At 39.9% G+C, this 18,496-nt stretch carries 19 protein-coding genes; 13 read left to right on the top strand and 6 right to left on the bottom strand.

Annotation, left to right across the window (positions count from 1 at the left end):
• The first annotated feature begins 29 nt into the window (after positions 1-29).
• Positions 30-260, top strand: coding sequence for a GlsB/YeaQ/YmgE family stress response membrane protein (locus SSV_RS09625; RefSeq protein ID WP_002893807.1), 231 nt, complete (start codon positions 30-32; stop codon positions 258-260).
• A 117-nt stretch (positions 261-377) separates the two neighbouring features.
• Here SSV_RS09625 and SSV_RS12280 read toward each other — a convergent pair whose 3' ends face one another.
• From SSV_RS12280 to def, 3 genes are all read right to left on the bottom strand, one after another.
• The gene (locus tag SSV_RS12280) at positions 378-581 is read right to left on the bottom strand and encodes an HNH endonuclease (protein WP_255297052.1); all 204 of its coding nucleotides are present in this window, start codon (positions 579-581) and stop codon (positions 378-380) included.
• A 318-nt stretch (positions 582-899) separates the two neighbouring features.
• On the bottom strand, positions 900-1,241 hold the full coding sequence (locus SSV_RS12275) for a hypothetical protein (RefSeq protein ID WP_255297051.1): 342 nt from the start codon (positions 1,239-1,241) through the stop codon (positions 900-902).
• A gap of 265 nt (positions 1,242-1,506) precedes the next feature.
• A complete protein-coding gene (gene def, locus SSV_RS09615) occupies positions 1,507-2,139 on the bottom strand; it encodes a peptide deformylase (protein WP_072074617.1) in 633 nt (210 codons plus the stop codon).
• 193 nt (positions 2,140-2,332) lie between these two features.
• On the opposite strand from def, the gene SSV_RS09610 reads away from it, so the two are divergent.
• From SSV_RS09610 to rpsO, 3 genes are all read left to right on the top strand, one after another.
• Complete coding sequence (locus tag SSV_RS09610) at positions 2,333-3,502, top strand: MFS transporter (protein ID WP_072074616.1); 1,170 nt, start codon at positions 2,333-2,335, stop codon at positions 3,500-3,502.
• 11 nt (positions 3,503-3,513) lie between these two features.
• Positions 3,514-4,242, top strand: coding sequence for a pseudouridine synthase (locus SSV_RS09605; RefSeq protein WP_072074615.1), 729 nt, complete (start codon positions 3,514-3,516; stop codon positions 4,240-4,242).
• A gap of 166 nt (positions 4,243-4,408) precedes the next feature.
• A complete protein-coding gene (gene rpsO, locus SSV_RS09595) occupies positions 4,409-4,678 on the top strand; it encodes a 30S ribosomal protein S15 (RefSeq protein WP_004193424.1) in 270 nt (89 codons plus the stop codon).
• A 378-nt stretch (positions 4,679-5,056) separates the two neighbouring features.
• Here the strand turns inward: rpsO and SSV_RS09590 are convergent, their stop codons facing one another.
• A complete protein-coding gene (locus SSV_RS09590; RefSeq protein WP_072074613.1) occupies positions 5,057-5,983 on the bottom strand; it encodes an alpha/beta hydrolase family protein in 927 nt (308 codons plus the stop codon).
• 287 nt (positions 5,984-6,270) lie between these two features.
• On the opposite strand from SSV_RS09590, the gene SSV_RS09585 reads away from it, so the two are divergent.
• The 4 genes from SSV_RS09585 to SSV_RS09570 all read left to right on the top strand — a co-directional run bounded on the left by SSV_RS09585 (position 6,271) and on the right by SSV_RS09570 (position 7,993).
• Entirely contained in the window at positions 6,271-6,684 is a 414-nt protein-coding gene (locus SSV_RS09585; protein WP_072074612.1) for a YjdF family protein, read from the top strand.
• A 187-nt stretch (positions 6,685-6,871) separates the two neighbouring features.
• The gene (locus SSV_RS09580; RefSeq protein ID WP_002899027.1) at positions 6,872-7,093 is read left to right on the top strand and encodes a DUF4649 family protein; all 222 of its coding nucleotides are present in this window, start codon (positions 6,872-6,874) and stop codon (positions 7,091-7,093) included.
• 18 nt (positions 7,094-7,111) lie between these two features.
• Entirely contained in the window at positions 7,112-7,426 is a 315-nt protein-coding gene (gene trxA, locus SSV_RS09575) for a thioredoxin (RefSeq protein ID WP_072074611.1), read from the top strand.
• A 207-nt stretch (positions 7,427-7,633) separates the two neighbouring features.
• Entirely contained in the window at positions 7,634-7,993 is a 360-nt protein-coding gene (locus SSV_RS09570; RefSeq protein WP_072074610.1) for a hypothetical protein, read from the top strand.
• 52 nt (positions 7,994-8,045) lie between these two features.
• Here SSV_RS09570 and pepF read toward each other — a convergent pair whose 3' ends face one another.
• Complete coding sequence (gene pepF, locus SSV_RS09565) at positions 8,046-9,842, bottom strand: oligoendopeptidase F (protein ID WP_072074609.1); 1,797 nt, start codon at positions 9,840-9,842, stop codon at positions 8,046-8,048.
• Between the two features lie 402 nt (positions 9,843-10,244).
• Positions 10,245-12,299 (bottom strand): RNA-directed DNA polymerase, encoded by a 2,055-nt coding sequence (locus SSV_RS09560; RefSeq protein ID WP_072074608.1) that lies wholly within the window; start codon positions 12,297-12,299, stop codon positions 10,245-10,247.
• A gap of 225 nt (positions 12,300-12,524) precedes the next feature.
• Here SSV_RS09560 and SSV_RS09555 point away from each other — a divergent pair, with 225 nt between their 5' ends.
• The 5 genes from SSV_RS09555 (at position 12,525) to SSV_RS09525 (ending at position 18,491) form a co-directional block, all read left to right on the top strand.
• Positions 12,525-13,757, top strand: a complete 1,233-nt coding sequence (locus SSV_RS09555) for an RNA-directed DNA polymerase (RefSeq protein ID WP_072074607.1) — start codon at positions 12,525-12,527, stop codon at positions 13,755-13,757.
• Between the two features lie 796 nt (positions 13,758-14,553).
• The gene (pnp, locus tag SSV_RS09540; RefSeq protein ID WP_072074605.1) at positions 14,554-16,755 is read left to right on the top strand and encodes a polyribonucleotide nucleotidyltransferase; all 2,202 of its coding nucleotides are present in this window, start codon (positions 14,554-14,556) and stop codon (positions 16,753-16,755) included.
• A 91-nt stretch (positions 16,756-16,846) separates the two neighbouring features.
• Positions 16,847-17,464 carry a serine O-acetyltransferase gene (gene cysE / locus SSV_RS09535; RefSeq protein WP_072074604.1) on the top strand — a complete coding sequence of 206 codons (618 nt, stop codon included), beginning with the start codon at positions 16,847-16,849 and terminating at the stop codon, positions 17,462-17,464.
• Positions 17,465-17,494: 30 nt separating this feature from the next.
• Positions 17,495-17,713: a YdeI/OmpD-associated family protein gene (locus SSV_RS09530; protein WP_072074603.1), complete on the top strand. Its 219-nt coding sequence runs from the start codon at positions 17,495-17,497 to the stop codon at positions 17,711-17,713.
• Between the two features lie 13 nt (positions 17,714-17,726).
• Positions 17,727-18,491: a nucleoside phosphorylase gene (locus SSV_RS09525; RefSeq protein WP_072074602.1), complete on the top strand. Its 765-nt coding sequence runs from the start codon at positions 17,727-17,729 to the stop codon at positions 18,489-18,491.
• The last annotated feature ends 5 nt before the right edge of the window (positions 18,492-18,496 follow it).

Below are 18,496 nucleotides of genomic sequence, written 5' to 3'. Positions count from 1 at the left end.
TGCTAGAAATATAGAAAGAAGGGGAATATATGATTGGTAGTATGTTTGTCGGTTTTATCATCGGCCTTATCGCCGGGGCTATTACTAGCCGTGGGGAGCGCATGGGCTGTATCGGAAAGATCCTCTTGGGTTGGTTTGGTTCCTTGATTGGTCAATTTCTCTTTGGCCATTGGGGACCAATGCTTGCTGATACAGCTATTGTTCCATCAGTGCTAGGAGCAGTTATCCTCTTGGCTATTTTCTGGAGACGGGATAGTTAGAATAGAAAAAGAAAAAAACAACAGCGATACAAAATTATTAGCTGTTGTTTTCTTTGGTCAGTTTAAAAGCTATACTTTCTATTATGAATAAACAATGATAAAGTAGAACTCAAAAGTTTATAATATTTTATTTGATTTTGAACGGTTACATTTCCAACATAATGTTTGCAAATTATCTGGTGTAGATAATCCGCCTTTAGAAATTGGAATAATATGATCAATTTCTAATAGTAAAAGACTTTGCTCTTTGGTTGACGCACCGCAAATTTGGCATGTATAATTATCGCGCTCTTTAATATAGTTGCGTAATCTATTTGTCATAAATGATCGTTGAGTTTGAATACTTCTATTATATTGAATTTGTTCTAAAATATATTGATAGACTGCTTCAACAGTTTCGTTGTTAAAAGTAATTGTTGTTCTTTGAGAACTGTTCCCGGAGTTACTTACATATTCAAAAACATATCTAGTGTATTCAATATTAATATCAGGGACATTAACTTCTAAATGTTGTATTAAATCTTGTTCGTAATATTTAATGATATATTTTGGGGCTTGAAAATTATTTTTAATATTTTCAAGCCTATCTTTCAGATTCCCCAGAGTATTTTCTATCCGCGAAATATTTTCGCTAATTTCTTAAAGTTGCTTTAGGTTTTCTTCGCTTGCTTCTATATCGAAATATTTGCATAGATATTTAATAGGTTCTTCTGAAGAACGTTTAACAATATACAAAGAAGCTGGATAGACTTTATCATTATTATAAGTTCGGATATTTCTATCTCTTCGATAGTTATATCTACTTGTATTTTCAAAAGATGCTAAATGAATATGTTCTCCTATAACCTTCTTTGCTTTAAAACAATTATTGTTTGGTATTAACTTAGCATACTCTGCAATATCGTTAAACTCTTTAATTGTATCTGTAATGTTATTTTTTTGTTCTAGAAAATCTGAACTATTAAAATAAAGATTTTTCATCAAATTTCTAATTTGAATGTAAATAATGCAAAAAATAAACGTACCAATTGTTGTTATAATTAAGCCTAAAAATTGGTTCCATAAAAAAGGTAGCAAAGAAGGTAATAAGGCTAGACATACCAACAAAATAGTGATATCAATAAACTTTTTTATGAGAATTCCTCCTCCTAAAATTTTTAAAATAATCTCTTCATTTTTATAAACAATTAATAAAACTAGTCTTAAATTATAACATCAGTGTTTTTGATAATGATATGCAAGTTATTTATTCAATCACCAACATGCCGTCTTTGACTGCAAATGGGTCTTTTTCATTGATGCGGTCGTAGAACATGATGCCGTTGATGTGGTCAATTTCATGCTGAACAACAATGGCGTTATAGCCCTTGAGCTTGATACGATGCTTTTGACCGTCCTTGTCAAAGTAATCCACTGTCACTCGTGCATGCCGAACCACGTAGCCCGGTACTTCTCGATCGACTGACAGGCAGCCTTCACCGTCAGCTAAGGCAGCATCCTGAACGGAGTGGGCTACAATCTTAGGATTGTACATCAGCGTTTGTAGACTATAAGCTTCCTTAGGTGGATTGCCCTCTTCGTCCTCAGGGTTGGGAACTAAAACAGCGATGAGCCGTTTGGAAATATCCAGCTGGGGAGCAGCAAGGCCAACACCACCGCGCAAGCCCATTTTTTCAGCCATGACAGGGTCCTGAGAATGTTTCAGAAATTGCATCATCTTTTCGCCCAAAATGATGTCCTGATCAGACAGAGGGAAGCTGACTTCCTCAGCGGTAGCGCGCAGGGTCGGATTGCCCTCGCGGATAATGTCCTTCATATCAATTAAATGGGCTGGTTTGGTTAATCGTTCAATAACAGATGTTTTTTCACTCACAGACATGATTCTCTCCTTTTTCTATCCTTCATCATAACATAAAAGCTGTAAGAAATAAAGGCGGGAGCGGTTTTGACTGGCTGGGGGTGTCTGCTTTTTGATGGAGCCACAGGGACCCATAATATTCCTGACAAAGAAATTGCGTCTTGACCCAAAAAACTGTATGATAGAGGTAGTGTGAATTTTAAAGGAAAATAGAATGAAAAAATTGATGGAAAAGGTGAGTATCCTCTCGCTTTCTTTGATTCTGACGACGGCTTTCTCGATTTCCAGTGCCCAGTCGGCCATGTTTGCTTTTTATAAAGGGATTCCAGAAAGTTGGGTAGAACTTCTGGTTTCTTTGCCTTCGGCTGGGATTATGCTCATGTTGCTGTTTAATCGGATCATTGAAAAATACCTGACAGAGCGTCAGATGATTGTGAGCGGGCTTCTAATCTTTTCGCTCTGCGGGCTTCTTCCTCTTCTTAATCAGTCTTACTGGCTGATGTTTGCCTCTCGGCTTGTCTTTGGGATGGGAATTGGTCTGCTCAATGCCAAGGCGATTTCGATTGTGAGTGAGCGCTACCAGGGACAGGAACGCGTTCGGCTTTTAGGACTGAGGGGATCAGCAGAAGTAGTCGGGACAGCCCTCTTGACTTTTGGCGTCAGTCGGCTTCTTCCTCTCGGTTGGCAGGCTGCCTTTCTCGTCTATACCTTTGGACTGGTGGTTTTGGCGCTTTATTTGCTTTTTGTCCCTTATGACAAGGTCTCTGAAAAGCAGCACGAGCAGTCTGAATTGGCTCCTAAGCTAAGCAGTCATGATTGGCAGCTAAGTCTAGCTTTTGCCTTTGTGGCAGGGGTCATTGTGCTGACTTATATTGCCATCAATGTGCGCGTGCCGGGGATTGTAGAGAAGTCTGGTATGGGGACAGCTCAGACAGCAGGCGTGATTCTTTCCTTGATGCAGTTGATTGGGATTGCAGCGGGTATCAGCTTTGCTAGTTTGACACATCTTTTTAGAGATAAACTGCTGATGCTTTCTGGTCTGGTTTTTGGAATGACTCAGATTATCATTGGCTTCTCACCTAATCTCTTGTCCCTCAGTATGGCTACTATTAGCGCCGGCTTTGTCTATAGTGTCGGTCTGACGACCATTTTTTACACCCTGTCCGAGCGCATTTCCGCCCACCTCCTCAATCAAGCCACTTCTATCGTGATTTTAGGTTGCAGTATCGGAGCAACGGCCACTACATTTGTCCTCAGTTTCATTGGGAGATTCTCTAACGCCCCAGCCTTTATCTTCAGCGTTTTGGGGCTGGCTATGATTCTGACCTCGCTCTTTGTGCTAAGATTTAGCAAAGAAAAGAGCGGATTGGCTCCAAAAAGCTAGGAGGTTATACGATGCGTCTGGATAAATTTTTAGCAGAAAATGGTCTGGGCTCACGCGCTCAGGTTAAGCAGCTCCTAAAGAAAGGGCTGGTTTTGGTCAATGGCAGAGCAGAGAAATCACCTAAGGCTCAGATTGATGAAAGAGCAGATGAGATTGTTGTTTCTGGCCAAAGGCTGACCTATGAAAAATTCGTTTACTACCTTCTCAACAAGCCGCAGGGAGTCATTTCGGCGACAGAGGATGACCGTCATAAGACGGTTCTGGACTTGCTGGACGAGACTGCCCGTCAGAAAGAAGTCTTTCCTGTCGGCCGCTTGGATATTGATACCCACGGCCTGCTCCTTCTGACCAATAATGGCAAGCTGGCCCATGCCATGCTGTCACCCAAAAAGCACGTAGAAAAAATCTACCGAGCTCAAGTAGCAGGCCTGATGAACCAAGCAGATGAGGAGCGCTTTGCTGCAGGAATAGAACTGAAAGACTTCACCTGCCAGCCAGCTCAGCTCAAGATTGTAGAGCTGGATGAAGCAAAAGAGACTTCTCTTGTAGAAATTACCTTAACTGAGGGCAAGTTCCATCAGGTCAAGCGTATGGTGGCTGCCTGCGGAAAAGAAGTTACGGATCTTCAGCGCCTCACGATGGGGCCCCTACAGTTGGATCCCGCACTAGCTCTCGGAGAATGGCGGAGATTAACCGAGGAAGAAATGCTTTCTTTGGCAATCTTCGGCGTTGAATTGTAAATGAAAGAGCCTGAATTCCTCATACAAAAGAGTTGAAACAGAATCATTTGACAAAGGTAGACCTTCTTGGTAGAATAAGTATGTCGTAAAGACAAATAACTTCTTCTTGGTTGCAGGCCATGCCAAACCTGTCACTCGGATGAAGCGTAAAGAAAAGGAGTATATCATGGCAATCTCAAAAGAGAAAAAAAATGAAATCATTGCACAATACGCACGTCACGAAGGTGACACTGGTTCAGTAGAGGTACAAGTTGCTGTCCTTACTTGGGAAATCAACCACCTCAACGACCACATCAAACAACACAAAAAAGACCACGCTACTTACCGTGGTTTGATGAAGAAAATCGGTCGCCGTCGTAACCTCTTGGCTTACCTTCGTAAGAACGACGTTAACCGTTACCGTGAGTTGATTAACTCTCTTGGACTTCGTCGCTAATCTGCTTTATTTTCTACTTACATTGCCTCGTCACCTTACCTCGATATACTCAAGTATTATCTTCGGTTACGGTTCCTAGCACTGCAAGGTAAAATAAACCAGATCTTCTCCCTTAGGGGAGATTTTTTATTTTTCAAGAGAATTTTAATACAATCTTCGGCTCGTCGCCTTGTCTAGAAACATTTTATCCTGCAAGAATGGAGCACTATTATTTGTAGAGTGCTTTTTCTTTTTCACTGGGATCTTAGTCCGAGCACAAATCACCCCCTCTGGATTCAGAGGGCTTTTCCTTAGTCTTGCTTCTAACTCAGTCAGACTCTTTTTGTGGTCCAAAAAAGCCCTTCTATTATTTTAGAAGAACTTTTTCTATCAGCAAATTTACTCTTTCAGGAATTTTTGGATTGCAGGAGCGGCAGTGATAGCAAATCTTTCGTCGATGCGATGCTCCCCACCTTCCACAGTGAAAAGCTCTGCATTTGGAATGGTCTGGCTGGCTTGAACAGCATACTGGTAGGGCACGACTGCATCATCAGTACCGTGGATAATGAGAGTCGGAGCTGTGATTTTGGCCTGCTCTACTTGGATGTCAATGTCTAAGGCATCGATTAGATAAATCTTGCCCAGGGTAGCATTGCGGTGTGTCAGGCTATCAGGAAGTTGATCGAAGTCGGGACTTCCCAGCTGTCGGTAAGTCTCCTGAACATCGTCAAAAAGAACGAAAGCTGGAAAGATAAGCATGAGTTTGTGCACGCGGTCCGGATAAGCAGCAGCATAGAGACTGGCAACGACACCACCTTGGCTGGCACCGAATAAGCTCATTCTGCTCTTATCTACAAAGGTCTCAGAACTCAGTTTTTCCATGACTTGAGTCAAGTCTGTGAGTTCGGTCTTGACTGACATATTCAGCATATCTTGTCCACCGCTTTTCGATTGGAGGCTGCCGCCGTAGAAATCAAAGCTGTAAACCAGATAACCTTGCTTTGCCAGCAGTTGGCTGTACATTTCATATTGCTCAAGGGTGTTGTTAAATCCATGCGCGATAACAATAGTCGGCAATTTTTTACTCTTGTAGTCACGAGGAGCAGTAATATTTCCGTAGAGTTGCTTGTCGTCGTATGAAATACTGTACTCTTCGGACACGATGTCTTGTGTCGGAGTCGGTTGCTTGTTGCTCTTCTCGCTAGAGGCTGTCTGTGTGGTTTCTGGCTTAGGAGGGGTAGGATTCGGTTTGGTCTGGGAATGCCAGAAGAACAGAGCCAGTCCAGCCAAGCTCAAGGCTGCTAAGAAAGCCCAAATATACTTCATAGTTCTCTCCTTTCATTATTTGTAGTATTATAGCGGAAATGAATGTATTTTACAAGGAGAGAGCTTTCTTGCTCTTTAATTTTTCTGGATTTCATGTAAGAAAATCCAATTCACTTATCTAAGAGAGATTTCTATAACCTTGAATTTTTTAGAAAATCTTGCTAGACTGTAGCTACTAAGATAAAAACACTGTTCTGGTTGGTAGTCCAGACGCAAAAATCCATTTTTTGTCAGTAACCTTCCTCCTTGGTTGTCCATTCTTAGGGATTTTTAAAGGAGGTGCTGTCATGGATAAGATTTCAATGACGCTGACAGTTTATTTTGAAGAGGGATTCTGGCACGGTCTTTTTGAGCAGGAACATGCTCAATCTTATAGAGTTTGCCGAGTCACCTTTGGTGCAGAGCCTAGCACGCAGGAATTGTTGGATTTTCTAAACCGTTATTATCATCGGTTGCAGTTTAGTCCTAGCATCAGAGTGAAGGAGAGGACTAAGTCGGTCAGTCCTAAACGCCTGCAGAAACAGGCTAAAAAAGAGCAGATGGCTTCTCGTTCTTCAAAGTCTCAGGAAGCGCTGAAGCTGCAGTTTGAAGAGCAAAAGAAAATCGCTCGAGTCAAGCGCAAGCAGCAGAAAGAACTGGCTAAGCAAAGGAAATTTGAACTCAAACAGCAAAAACGGTTGAAAAAGCACAAGGGGCATTGAACCTGTTTTTTCTTATTTATATGGGAAAGTCTTCCGATGGGAGGCTTTTCGTTTATCAGGCAATCGGTGAGTGGCTTAAAAAGTGAATTGATTTCTCCAAGTCGTTTTATTTGACAGATGTAACTAAAGGCGTTACAATATAGTCATAAAATAAAAATTACAAGAGTAATTTGAAAAAGGAGAAATTATGATTGAAATTACATATTTGGATGCTGTCAAGCAGGAGCGAAAGATGACCTTTGAGTCTTATCAGGAGTTTGAGCAGTCCCAGCAAGCCTGCTTGATTGGTGTGGCGGACTATTACCCAGTTAAAAAACTGACTTATAAAGGTCATGATTTGAACTATCAGGGTACTTACGGCGATGTTTTCTTTTTCCTGATGAAGCAGGATTTGACAAAGTTTGACTAAGAATAAAGGAGAAAAATAATGGTAAAAGCAATCACAGATGCAACATTTGAGCAAGAAACAAAAGATGGATTAGTGCTAATTGACTTTTGGGCCACTTGGTGCGGACCTTGTCGGATGCAGGGGCCAATCCTTGACAAGCTCTCAGAGGAACTTTCCGAAGATGAGCTCAAGATTGTCAAGATGGATGTGGACGAAAATCCCGCTACAGCACGCGCCTTTGGCATCATGTCTATCCCGACCTTGCTCTTTAAAAAAGACGGTCAAATCGTCAAGCAGGTAGCGGGCGTTCATACTGCCCAGCAGATTAAAGCCATTGTGGCAGAATTGGGATAAGGTGAGTGGAAGATTAAATTAGACCTATTTAAAATTAAGGCTGCTCTGGTTATAGAGTGGTTTTTTTATTGCGATTGTAACAATAATGAGTCAATTTAAAATTTTTGTTCGAAAATTCACTTTTTAAGGTATAATAAGTAGAGGTAAATTTTTTCCAATGGATCGTGCTAGAGAGCTGGGTTATTTAAAAATGATGGGAATGTGGTAATGATTATTATTGAGTTTCTAAAACATCTTTTATTTGTCTTTATGATTTTTACACCATTCATCGCTCCAGCGGTTTTGTGTTTCTTTGTGGGGTGGATGATTCCTAGAGAGCAGATCACGCAAAAAAGAATCATACTAGTATTGGCTTTGTTGATCCCTGTTTTGCTTTTAATTTCGTATTTTGCCCCTCAGATATTAGGTCTGGTTTTTTGGAGTCTGATTTGGTTTTTCATCGGCCTGCTGCGAATGAAGAATTATACTAAGTCACAGTACTGGACAAGATGGCTTATATTTATCGCTTGTTTTAGTGCCTATATTTTACTTTATCTCCGCTTTTTTGGGTCTCTTTATTTTTATTAAACTGTTTAAAAATCAGCTTGAAGCAAATCTTCAAGCTGATTTTGTTTATTCTTTATTGCCCTAACTCCTCGCTGTAAGCAATAATCTGATCAATTGTGTCAGACAAGAACTGAATGGTGTCGCGGAGTGGTTTATCCGTCGAAATATCTGCTCCGATAATCATAGCAGACTCAAGCGGAGTCTTGCTGCCGCCAGATTTGAGTAGCTCAAGCCAGTCACGGGCACCATTTTCGTCATTTTTCAGATGTAGGTAGCCGGCGGTAGAAATGACCAAGCCTGCGGAGTAAGTATAGCTGTAAAGCCCCATGTAGTAGTGAGCTTGGCGTATCCAAGTCAAGGCAGCATCGTCGTCAATCTCAACGGCATCGCCCCAGAATTCTGTCAAAACTTCTTTCATGATAGCGTTGAGTTTGCTTGCACCGAAGGTTCCGCCTTCTTCAATCAAAGTATAGACCTTGCGTTGGAAGGCAGCTTCCAGCAAGTGAGTGATGAAGTTGTGGAAGTAGGTATCCGTCAGACGGTGAGCCAGGGCAAAGCGTTTCTGGCGTGGGTTATCAAACTGGCGTTCCAGATAATCACTGAGCAGGAGCTCATTAAAGGTAGAGGGTGCTTCCACGTAGTAGGTAGACATGTGGGCGTTAAAGTAGCTTTGGTGATTGTCAGAGAAGATAAATTGACCAGAGTGGCCAATCTCGTGAATCAGAGTATAGACATCACTCATACGGCCAGTCCAGCTCATGAGAACATAAGGGTGAACTCGATAAGGATCAGCAGCATAGCCTCCAGAATCCTTTCCAGCATTGGCCGCAAAATCGACCCAGCGTTCTTCCTTATAGCGGGCAACTTCTTGGCAGTATTCTTTTCCGAGTGGCTCGACTGATTTCATGACAAGGTCATAGGCGTCGTCAATGCTGACTTCGGGATTGAGCTCGCTGTCCAAGTCCAGTTTCCAGTCGGCAAAGGTCATTTTTTCAAGTCCGTTTACCTTAGCGACATGCTTGAGGTATTTCTGAGCTACTGGGGCAAATTCGCTCAGAATCAAGTCAATCTGCCGGTCAAACATAGAGCGATCAACTTCTTGCTCTGCCAATAAGTAGTCAAAGACAGAGTCAAAGCCTTTCATGTCAGCCAGCAGTTTTTCAGACTTGACCTGAGCCAGATAGGCAGCTGCAGCAGTATTTTGATGCTGACGAAGGCCTTCAGAGAAAGAGCGGAAAGCTTTTTCGCGGATTTCTGCATTTTCATGGTTTTGATAGAAATTCTCATAGGTGACAAAGCTGTTTTTGTAAACTTTGCCGTCTACTTCAAAGTCAGCCATAGCAAAGTCGCCGGCCCGCATCTTGGTGTAAATATCCTGTGGACTGTAAAAGACTTCACCTAGATTGGTCAAGGCTTTTTCGACATCCGCTCCCAGATAGTGGGCTTTTTTGATTTTAGCTTGGCGAATGGCTGAGGTCAAATGGGGCTCTTGGCCTAGTCTCTCCAAGACAGCCTCGTCTGCGCCGACTAGGGCGTCGTCAAAGAAGCTGAGTGCGACATTGGCCTCGGTCTCAAACTCCATAGCTGCTTGGGCAATCTGCGCAAAGCTCTCGTCGCCAAAGTCAGTGGTCTGTGGCATAAAGCCGTAGTTGCCAATGTGGCTGATTTGGATATAAATCTGCTCTAGCTCAGCAAAAGCCCGCTCAAAATCTTCGAAAGTGCTGAGCTTGCCTTGATAATCACGGACGAATTTCTGGATGTCCTCTCTGGCCTTTTCGATGGCCCGCAGGAAGTCCTCCTGGTCTTGGTAAAGGGCTGTTAGGTCCCAGAGTTCATTTTCTGGAAATTCAGAACGATGTTTTTGTTCCATAGTCTACTCCTTTTGTCGTATATAGAAATAGTATAGCAAAAAATCACCTAAAATGTCCTGCCTAGAATAGATATGTGATAAAAAAATTCTGATAAAAGAGCATTCTAATTGAATTTAATGCAAAAATAGCATATGTTTTAGGAGTTGGCATTATATTATTAAGGAGTTTAGTATACGAAAATTCAGTTTTCAACCATCGCTCTAATTATGAGAAAGTATTTGAAATAAAAAAAGAATGTTGATTTATCAGCATTCTTTTTATGTTCACTTTGATAAAAATAATAGTTTATGTCTGATTAGCTATAAACAAGCTACCAAAGACATAATCTTTCAAAGTCAACTCATATCACCATACGAACATAAGGTAACATTTTAACATTGTTTTTTAATCTTGGAATCATGTTAGTAATCATCAAAAGAAGAATTATTTTTATCAGTGATTATTTTTTGAATTTGTAATTTTTCAAAATCAATTTGTTTTAGATTCCAGTTATAATAAGACTGCTCCATAAGCAGATTGAAAATTTTGTAATAAATACTGCTCTGTCCTAGCTTATTTAATTCTTTATTTTTGGATTCTTGTAAGATTTTTTTTGCAGATTTTCTTTTTATTTTTAGTTTTTGAAATTCTGGATAATGAATAAAATCATTTAAAATATAAAAATATTTAGCATCTTCTAAAAGGCTGATTGTATGTGTTTGGTAATTTTGGATAAAATTCAATATTGATTTAAAAAGATATTTTAAGACGACCCTATATCTAGTTTCATTCCCGATTATATAATATCCAACAGCACAGAGAGTAAAGTAATCCTCTGGATTTTCGTCTAGTAGTTGACACAAAAATTGTGTGCTCAATTTCTTATCAAAAGACTTTAAATATACAATTAAATCAGATATATTATTGATTCTATTTGAGTTATTTTTCAATATTCTATAGATATTTTCGAATATTTTGTTTTCAATATCTGATAGATAATTTTCACTGTTTTTTATAAACTCTTCTTTATTCTTATTGATTATTAATCTTAAATTGGATAACGAGGCTCTAAATTTCATTAGAGTTTTAATGTATGCCTTGGTTGTGTCAGAGTCAGGGTGTATTGAGTATATATTGTTTATTTCGTCTAAAGCAATATAAATTGTACGAAGGTATCTGAAAAAATAAGTGCTTTCACTGCCCATAAAAATTGGTTCATAAATTTTCAGAGAAATAAATTTTAAAAAATATAAAGTGATTCGTCTTTTAGAACTAGGGGTAGTGCTAACAATATCTCTTATTGTTTCGTATAGTTGTATCCAAGCAGACTCATTGATTAAAATCTGAGTTATCGAAAGTTTATAGGAGGGCTCAAGTTGCAGATATTTTTCTAAATTATCATTTTTTAATAACTTCAATTGATTTATTTCACGATTATTAGAAAACACATTAAGAAGTTGTTTTAACTGTATGATAGGGGTATCAGATAGCGAGAAGGGTTGTTCTTTGATTTGGTGTTTTTCAAAATTTAGTTTTAAATTGAAATTTGAAAGCTCTCTGGCAATTTCCTGCTCAATAGTTTCTAATATTTCATACGTTGAGGAAAAAATATAATAATCATCAACAAAGCGATAGATTTTATAGTTTTTATTGAAATGAATATTTTGATGATTTAAGTTCTTTTCAATGCTGTAATCACAATGTGTTAGAATGATATCAGCGATTATTCTATTTATCTCTGGTCCAATCAAGATACCATTAGTTTCATTATCGTTACTTTTTTGCTGTATTGTATCTGACTGAGCAGCAAATGTATTCTTTAAACTTCGCTTAGAATAGTCTTTCCCTAAATGTTTGTCTCCAACTATTGCCCATGTAATAGAATGTGTATAGATACTTCCAAAAAAATTCTGAATATCAAGCTTAGAAAAAAATCTAAACCGTAAACTATCTCGATTAAAACTGGGGGAGTTTATGATACCAGATAATTTATAATGCTTATTATAGGTAAAATATTTTTTAAAAAAACGATCTAATTCTTCGTTTGTAATAGTACTAATTCCTGTAATACCAAAATCTTGTTCAATTTTTAATCGCTCTTTATCTAGAGCTTTACTCTCTGCATATGTTATAGTATTTGCTTTTTGAACTTTACGAACATTGAATTTTGACTTTTGAAGAAAGTTGATTAGCAGGTATTCGTATTTCATAATATAAAATAGAAATTTTAACTGTGAAGAAGGATGCATTAAAGAAATTGTTCTATAACTACCATTATTTTTCGGTATTTCATATTTTAAGGGAATGGTATGCTTCTCATTGAATTTTTTGTTGAAATTTTCAATATCTGTCGGAACTAAATTTATTAGATTTTTTAAATTATTTTTCAATGGTAAATTTGTAAAAAATGTTGGAACCTCGGAAGGTAAAACTTCGGTTGTTAAAAACCATTCTTGTTTAAGGTATTTTTTATTCATAATTGCTATCTGTCCTTGAATTTTAGTTTCTTATATTGTATCATAGAGCAGTAGGCAAGAGAAGTAACTAAATATTTTATACTAGTTAAACAAGATGTTTTTCTCTCACACACAAAAAGATTATTTCAAGCTTAGCTTAAGATATCACGGTAATTTACCATGATATTTATCTAGAGTAGGATTTTATTATCCTACTCAGTTTGCCTACAATTTTAGGAGTATTTTATGAAATTTGATTCAATATTTGTAGAAATCTACCAAGGTGAGAGACAAGTTTATAAATTAAAAGATGAATCCCGACGTTCGGAATTCAAGGATTTAAATACTGAATTGATCAATAAATTCAATCTAGTTATTCCAAATAGAAATGTTATTATTAAATCATTGATTCAATTTTTAAGTCAAGGGAATATTTATTGTAATCAATCAGGTTTATCTGCTACAAATCAGAATTTTTATGTAATTAAAGCAGATATTTCCAATTTCTTTCCTTCGATTAACAAACATATACTTTATAAAAAAATAGTTAAATCTTCTTTGTTAAAAGATAGTAGTTTGGATGTTATTAAATCTTTTATATTTAATAATCACATTTCTGGTGTTCCTTTGGGGATGCCTTTTTCCAGTGCATTATCTGAAGTCTATTTAGAGGAATTTGATGATGCTATAAGGAGGAAATTTTCTCCAATTTTCTATGTTAGATATGTAGATGATATATTAATGGTAAAAAGCTATCCTGTAGATAATACTATTAATAAGGAAAGTGAGAAGAAATTATTATTTAGGTTATTGAACGAAATAAGTTTATCAGCTAATGAAACTAAGACAGATATATATGAATATGGATTAGCTAATAATGAACTAAAATTTGACTATCTAGGATATAATTTTAATATAAAAGACGAGAAGTTATATATTGATATTTCTAAAAATAAGTATGATAAAAAAATTCTGAACAGATTGACCAGATACTTCAAATATTATAACTCTTCCAGCCATACTGATAAAGATTTTTGGATTCTTTATTATAGAATAAAAAATTTGATCTATGGAGTTACTTCCAGCGGTGAAAAAGGAATTGACCATAAGTTGAAATTTGGAATTGGTTTTAGTTATAAGTTTATCAATTCTGATAATATACTAAAAAATCTTTTGAGGACATTCCACTATTTTAGGAAGAAGTACTCAAACCAATTTACCTCGGAACAGACTGCACTCTTATTCAGTTTGTTTACTGTTAATTCAAGTTCTAAAGGAAGAATTATTCTTAACCAATTTTCTGATACTGATGATATATTACTTTTACTCAAAAAGAGGGTAACTTATACTAAGTATTCAATTTCAAAGTTAGAAGAAATTGCTCAGCGTATTGGATGTTTTTCAATTACACGAAGTAACGATAGCTTATATAGATATAATTTACAAATACAGATTATGAAAAGCTTACGAATTCGTTAATTTAACTGAGAGCTCAGGCTCTCTTTTTTTCTTTCCTTCTTTTCCAAATCATTCTTATTGTTCTTAATAAATTCTAAGTGAATCAACTTTTGATTTTTAAAGGATAGTTCTTCCTTGGAAAAGCAAAAATTCAATTACTTTAGCCATGATATACATAGAATCCTAATTGTCGCAAGTGATGAACATCAAGTTATTCCTGAACATATATCAATTACCTTGCTATTAAAGTAGATAGTAAAGGAAAAGCTACGATTGATAAAGAAAACATTGCGAATCTTTTCCAAATCAATATGAAACCTGCCAATGACGCAAATGAATCAAAATTTGAATAATCTGTAACCGTAGTTCTATTAGGGCTCTTTTTTATTATACGACTCTAAGTTCGTCTTAATCCGTTAGCCGAGAAACAATTGATTAGCTTTAATCCTTGTGGAGAACTATAACTGGCTCTAAAATCTAAAAATATGTAGATTCAAGATATTCATTTAAAAAGGCTGTCTAAGCCTTTTTCTTTTGCCTGAAATTGTGGTAAAATAAGGTCTGTACGTGCTTGATACAAAGATGAGGATATAATAAGCTACTAAGGGCATGAAATTAAAGCTAAGTTGAACCGCCCTTTAGTATCTTGAGAATTGAACACGCCTCCAACTCTGTAGAAAAAGATAAATCTATCTAGGAGCAGTCGCTCCGTCGCTCGCTTTCCTATTTTTACGTTGCTTTTGACGGGCTTAATATCTTGATCTTTGTAGCCAAGGCGTATGAAAAAATTTGAGCATGTGCTCGGCAAGGAGTCTTTATGACAAAACAAGTTTTTAAAACTATTTTTGCAGGCCGTGAGTTGGTAGTTGAAACCGGTCAGGTTGCAAAACAGGCAAATGGCAGCGCCGTTGTTCGATATGGAGAAAGTACCGTTTTAACTGCGGCAACCATGTCCAAAAAGATGGCTACTGGTGACTTTTTCCCATTACAGGTCAACTATGAGGAAAAAATGTATGCGGCTGGGAAATATCCTGGTGGCTTTAACAAGCGCGAAGGCCGTCCGTCAACAGATGCGACTTTGACTGCTCGCTTGATTGACCGTCCGATTCGTCCTATGTTTGCGGAAGGTTTCCGCAATGAAGTTCAGGTTATCAATACCGTTCTTTCTTATGACGAAGATGCTTCGCCTCAAATGGCTGCTATGTTCGGTAGCTCTCTGGCTCTTTCTATCTCAGATATTCCTTTTAACGGCCCTATCGCAGGAGTTCAGGTCGGCTATATAGATGGTGAATTTATCATCAACCCTAGCAAGGAACAAAAAGAAGTTTCGCTTTTGGAACTGACAGTGGCTGGTACCAAAGATGCTATCAACATGGTAGAATCCGGAGCTAAGGAACTGTCTGAAGATATCATGTTGGAAGCTCTTCTCAAAGGGCATGAAGCAGTCAAAGAATTGATTGCCTTCCAAGAAGAAATTGTCGCAGCAGTCGGCAAGGAAAAAGCAGAAGTAGAATTGCTGCATGTTGATGAAGAGCTGCAGGCAGAGATTATCGCAGCCTACAACAGCGACTTGCAAAAGGCTGTTCAGGTAGAAGAAAAGCTGGCGCGTGAAGCCGCGACTCAGGCCGTCAAAGACCAAGTTACAGCAGTCTATGAAGAGAAATACGCGGACCACGAAGAATTCGACCGTATTATGCGTGATGTGGCTGAAATCTTGGAGCAAATGGAGCATGCGGAAGTGCGCCGTTTGATTACTGAAGATAAGATCCGTCCTGACGGTCGTAAGGTTGATGAAATCCGTCCGCTGGATGCAGAAGTGGATTACCTGCCGCGCGTGCATGGTTCTGGTCTCTTTACTCGCGGGCAAACCCAGGCCTTATCTGTCCTGACTCTGGCACCAATGGGGGAAACACAAATCGTTGACGGTTTGGATCCAGAATACAAGAAACGCTTCATGCACCACTATAATTTCCCGCAATATTCTGTCGGTGAAACAGGCCGTTATGGGGCTCCTGGCCGTCGTGAAATTGGACACGGTGCTCTTGGGGAACGTGCCTTGGAGCAAGTCTTGCCTAGCTTGGAAGAGTTTCCGTACGCGATTCGTCTGGTAGCAGAAGTCTTGGAGTCAAACGGTTCATCCTCCCAAGCCTCTATCTGTGCGGGCACTTTGGCTCTGATGGCCGGAGGTGTGCCGATTAAGGCTCCGGTTGCCGGAATTGCTATGGGCTTGATTTCAGATGGCAGCAACTACACAGTTCTGACGGACATTCAAGGTTTGGAAGACCACTTTGGCGATATGGACTTTAAGGTAGCTGGTACCCGTGAAGGGATTACCGCCCTGCAAATGGATATCAAGATTGAAGGAATTACTGCAGAAATCTTGACAGAAGCTCTGGCTCAGGCTAAGAAAGCCCGCTTTGAAATCCTTGACTTGATTGAAGCGACGATTCCAGCTCCACGTCCTGAGTTGGCTCCAACTGCTCCGAAAATTGACACCATCAAGATTGATGTGGATAAGATTAAGATTGTTATCGGAAAAGGTGGGGAAACCATCGACAAGATTATCGCTGAAACCGGTGTCAAGATTGACATTGATGAAGAGGGCAATGTATCTATCTACTCTAGCGACCAAGACGCGATTAATCGTGCCAAGGAAATCATTGCTGGCTTGGTCCGCGAAGCAAAAGTGGACGAAGTTTACCATGCCAAGGTTGTTCGGATTGAGAAATTCGGTGCCTTTGTCAATCTCTTTGACAAGACAGATGCACTGGTTCACATCTCAGAGCTGGCTTGGACTCGGACCAACAACGTCGAAGATGTTGTACAAATCGGTGATGAAGTGGATGTTAAGGTTATCAAGATTGATGCCAAAGGTCGGGTAGATGCTTCCATGAAAGTATTGCTGCCACGTCCGCCAAAGTCTGATAAGCCGAAACATCATCATGACAAGGGACATCATCCGCGCAAGGAGCACAAGGGTTATAAGGACCATCAAGAAATCCCTAAAACAGAAGAATAAGAGGTCGCTCATCCCTGTGGACCTCATCAGAAATCGGCAGAGGCGAGCCTAGTTCTCGTCTCTCCTTGTTTAGAGAAGGAAGGAGGCTAGCATGGGTTGGTGGAAGGAATCCATTGATATCGTAAAGGAAAATGACCCGGCGGCACGAACGTCGCTGGAAGTCTTGCTAACCTATCCAGGCATCAAAGCTTTGGCGGCCCACCGCCTCTCACATTTTTTGTGGCGGAACGGCTTCAAGCTGCTGGCGCGCATGCACAGTCAATTCTGGCGTTTCTGGACCCAGATTGAGATTCATCCCGGCGCTCAGATTGAGTCAGGTGTCTTTATTGACCATGGCAGTGGCCTGGTGATTGGAGAAACGGCCATTGTGGAGAAGGGGGCCATGCTTTACCACGGTGTGACCCTGGGCGGTACTGGCAAGGATACAGGCAAACGGCATCCGACCGTGCGTCGGGGTGCCTTGGTCTCTGCCCATGCTCAAGTCATCGGACCAATTGAGATTGGCGAGAAAGCCAAGGTCGGAGCCGGTGCAGTTGTAGTGGCGGATGTTCCAAGTGATGTGACAGTTGTTGGTGTACCAGCGAAGATTGTCCGTGTCCACGGTGAGAAAGACGAGCCAACCATTCACGAGGTAGAGGAGAAGCGGGAATACTATCTAGACAAGCTAGAGCATGCCCGTGAAGCCAGCCACCATTCGTCAAGTCTGTAGAAAAGGTTGGCAAAGTTACCTAAGTAAAATATGACAGGAGGAACCGACATGTCAGATTTATCAGATGCTATTTTGAACCAGGTAATCCTTGAACTGAAAGAAGGTTTGGACGGTTCTGCCAAGGAGCGTTTTACCAAACTGCCGCCTAGCCACCAGCGCGAATGGGCTCGCTATATCAGTGAAGCAAAAAAAGATGAGACCAAGCTGCGCCGCCTAAATAAAATGAAGACGGATTTGCTGAAGCCTTAAAGAAAGAGAACCTATGCTATTAGAGGAATTTGAAGATGTAGCAGCAGTCATTGAGCCAACTGAAAAGCCAGTCCATGACAAGGGTGAAGTGTGTGAAACCATCATCCTGTCCTTTAATGGGGAAATTCTGAAACGTTTGATTGAGTCAGAAGCAGTCTATCCAGGAGGCTATTTGAAAAGCATAAACGGACAGCATCCATGGTATATTTATGGCCAAGGACCTAGCAAGCTAGCAGTTATGTTGGCTCCGATTGGGGCTCCCATGATAGTCGGCCAGCTGGAGGAGTTAGCGGCCAGAGGCTTCACGAATTTCATCATTCTAGGTTCCTGTGGCGTTTTGGACCGCTCAATTGAGGCGGATAAGATCATCCTGCCTGCAGCCGCTTTGCGAGATGAAGGAACTAGCTATCACTATGCCCCACTGGGTGACGAAGTAGCCTATGACGAGTCTCTGCTGGTTGAGCTGGAAGCCATCTTTGACAAGCACGATATCGAGCATATCCGTACTAAGTCTTGGACGACGGATGCCTTTTATCGGGAAACACCTGATAAGGTCAAGCGTCGCTTGGCAGCCGGAGCCAAAGTGGTGGATATGGAAGCTTCAGCTATCATGGCTTGGAGTCAATTTCGCAAGAGCAAGGTCTATCAGTTCTTCTACACAGCTGACTATGTGGATCATCATAATCGAACCTGGGATGCCCGCCATGAAGAGCGGACAGCTGATGCCATGACTTTTTTCACTATCGCTTTGACAATAGCAAAGGAACTAGAAAGGTAACTACA

The sequence above is a fragment of the Streptococcus sanguinis genome, assembly GCF_001078705.1.
Taxonomy (GTDB): Bacteria; Bacillota; Bacilli; order Lactobacillales; family Streptococcaceae; genus Streptococcus; species Streptococcus sanguinis_D.
This window is presented reverse-complemented; position numbering and strand designations above follow the sequence as displayed.

Excerpts from the sequence above, each read along its gene's own strand:
- SSV_RS09610 (WP_072074616.1), top strand. The coding sequence starts at position 2,333 with ATGAAAAAATTGATGGAAAAGGTGAGTATCCTCTCGCTTTCTTTGATT.
- SSV_RS09530 (WP_072074603.1), top strand. The coding sequence starts at position 17,495 with ATGACAGGAGGAACCGACATGTCAGATTTATCAGATGCTATTTTGAAC.
- SSV_RS09590 (WP_072074613.1), bottom strand. The coding sequence starts at position 5,983 with ATGAAGTATATTTGGGCTTTCTTAGCAGCCTTGAGCTTGGCTGGACTG.
- pepF (WP_072074609.1), bottom strand. The coding sequence starts at position 9,842 with ATGGAACAAAAACATCGTTCTGAATTTCCAGAAAATGAACTCTGGGAC.
- def (WP_072074617.1), bottom strand. The coding sequence starts at position 2,139 with ATGTCTGTGAGTGAAAAAACATCTGTTATTGAACGATTAACCAAACCA.
- SSV_RS09625 (WP_002893807.1), top strand. The coding sequence starts at position 30 with ATGATTGGTAGTATGTTTGTCGGTTTTATCATCGGCCTTATCGCCGGG.
- SSV_RS09560 (WP_072074608.1), bottom strand. The coding sequence starts at position 12,299 with ATGAATAAAAAATACCTTAAACAAGAATGGTTTTTAACAACCGAAGTT.
- SSV_RS12275 (WP_255297051.1), bottom strand. The coding sequence starts at position 1,241 with ATGAAAAATCTTTATTTTAATAGTTCAGATTTTCTAGAACAAAAAAAT.
- cysE (WP_072074604.1), top strand. The coding sequence starts at position 16,847 with ATGGGTTGGTGGAAGGAATCCATTGATATCGTAAAGGAAAATGACCCG.
- SSV_RS09580 (WP_002899027.1), top strand. The coding sequence starts at position 6,872 with ATGATTGAAATTACATATTTGGATGCTGTCAAGCAGGAGCGAAAGATG.
- SSV_RS09525 (WP_072074602.1), top strand. The coding sequence starts at position 17,727 with ATGCTATTAGAGGAATTTGAAGATGTAGCAGCAGTCATTGAGCCAACT.
- SSV_RS09555 (WP_072074607.1), top strand. The coding sequence starts at position 12,525 with ATGAAATTTGATTCAATATTTGTAGAAATCTACCAAGGTGAGAGACAA.
- SSV_RS09570 (WP_072074610.1), top strand. The coding sequence starts at position 7,634 with ATGATTATTATTGAGTTTCTAAAACATCTTTTATTTGTCTTTATGATT.
- SSV_RS09605 (WP_072074615.1), top strand. The coding sequence starts at position 3,514 with ATGCGTCTGGATAAATTTTTAGCAGAAAATGGTCTGGGCTCACGCGCT.
- SSV_RS12280 (WP_255297052.1), bottom strand. The coding sequence starts at position 581 with ATGACAAATAGATTACGCAACTATATTAAAGAGCGCGATAATTATACA.
- SSV_RS09585 (WP_072074612.1), top strand. The coding sequence starts at position 6,271 with ATGGATAAGATTTCAATGACGCTGACAGTTTATTTTGAAGAGGGATTC.
- trxA (WP_072074611.1), top strand. The coding sequence starts at position 7,112 with ATGGTAAAAGCAATCACAGATGCAACATTTGAGCAAGAAACAAAAGAT.
- pnp (WP_072074605.1), top strand. The coding sequence starts at position 14,554 with ATGACAAAACAAGTTTTTAAAACTATTTTTGCAGGCCGTGAGTTGGTA.
- rpsO (WP_004193424.1), top strand. The coding sequence starts at position 4,409 with ATGGCAATCTCAAAAGAGAAAAAAAATGAAATCATTGCACAATACGCA.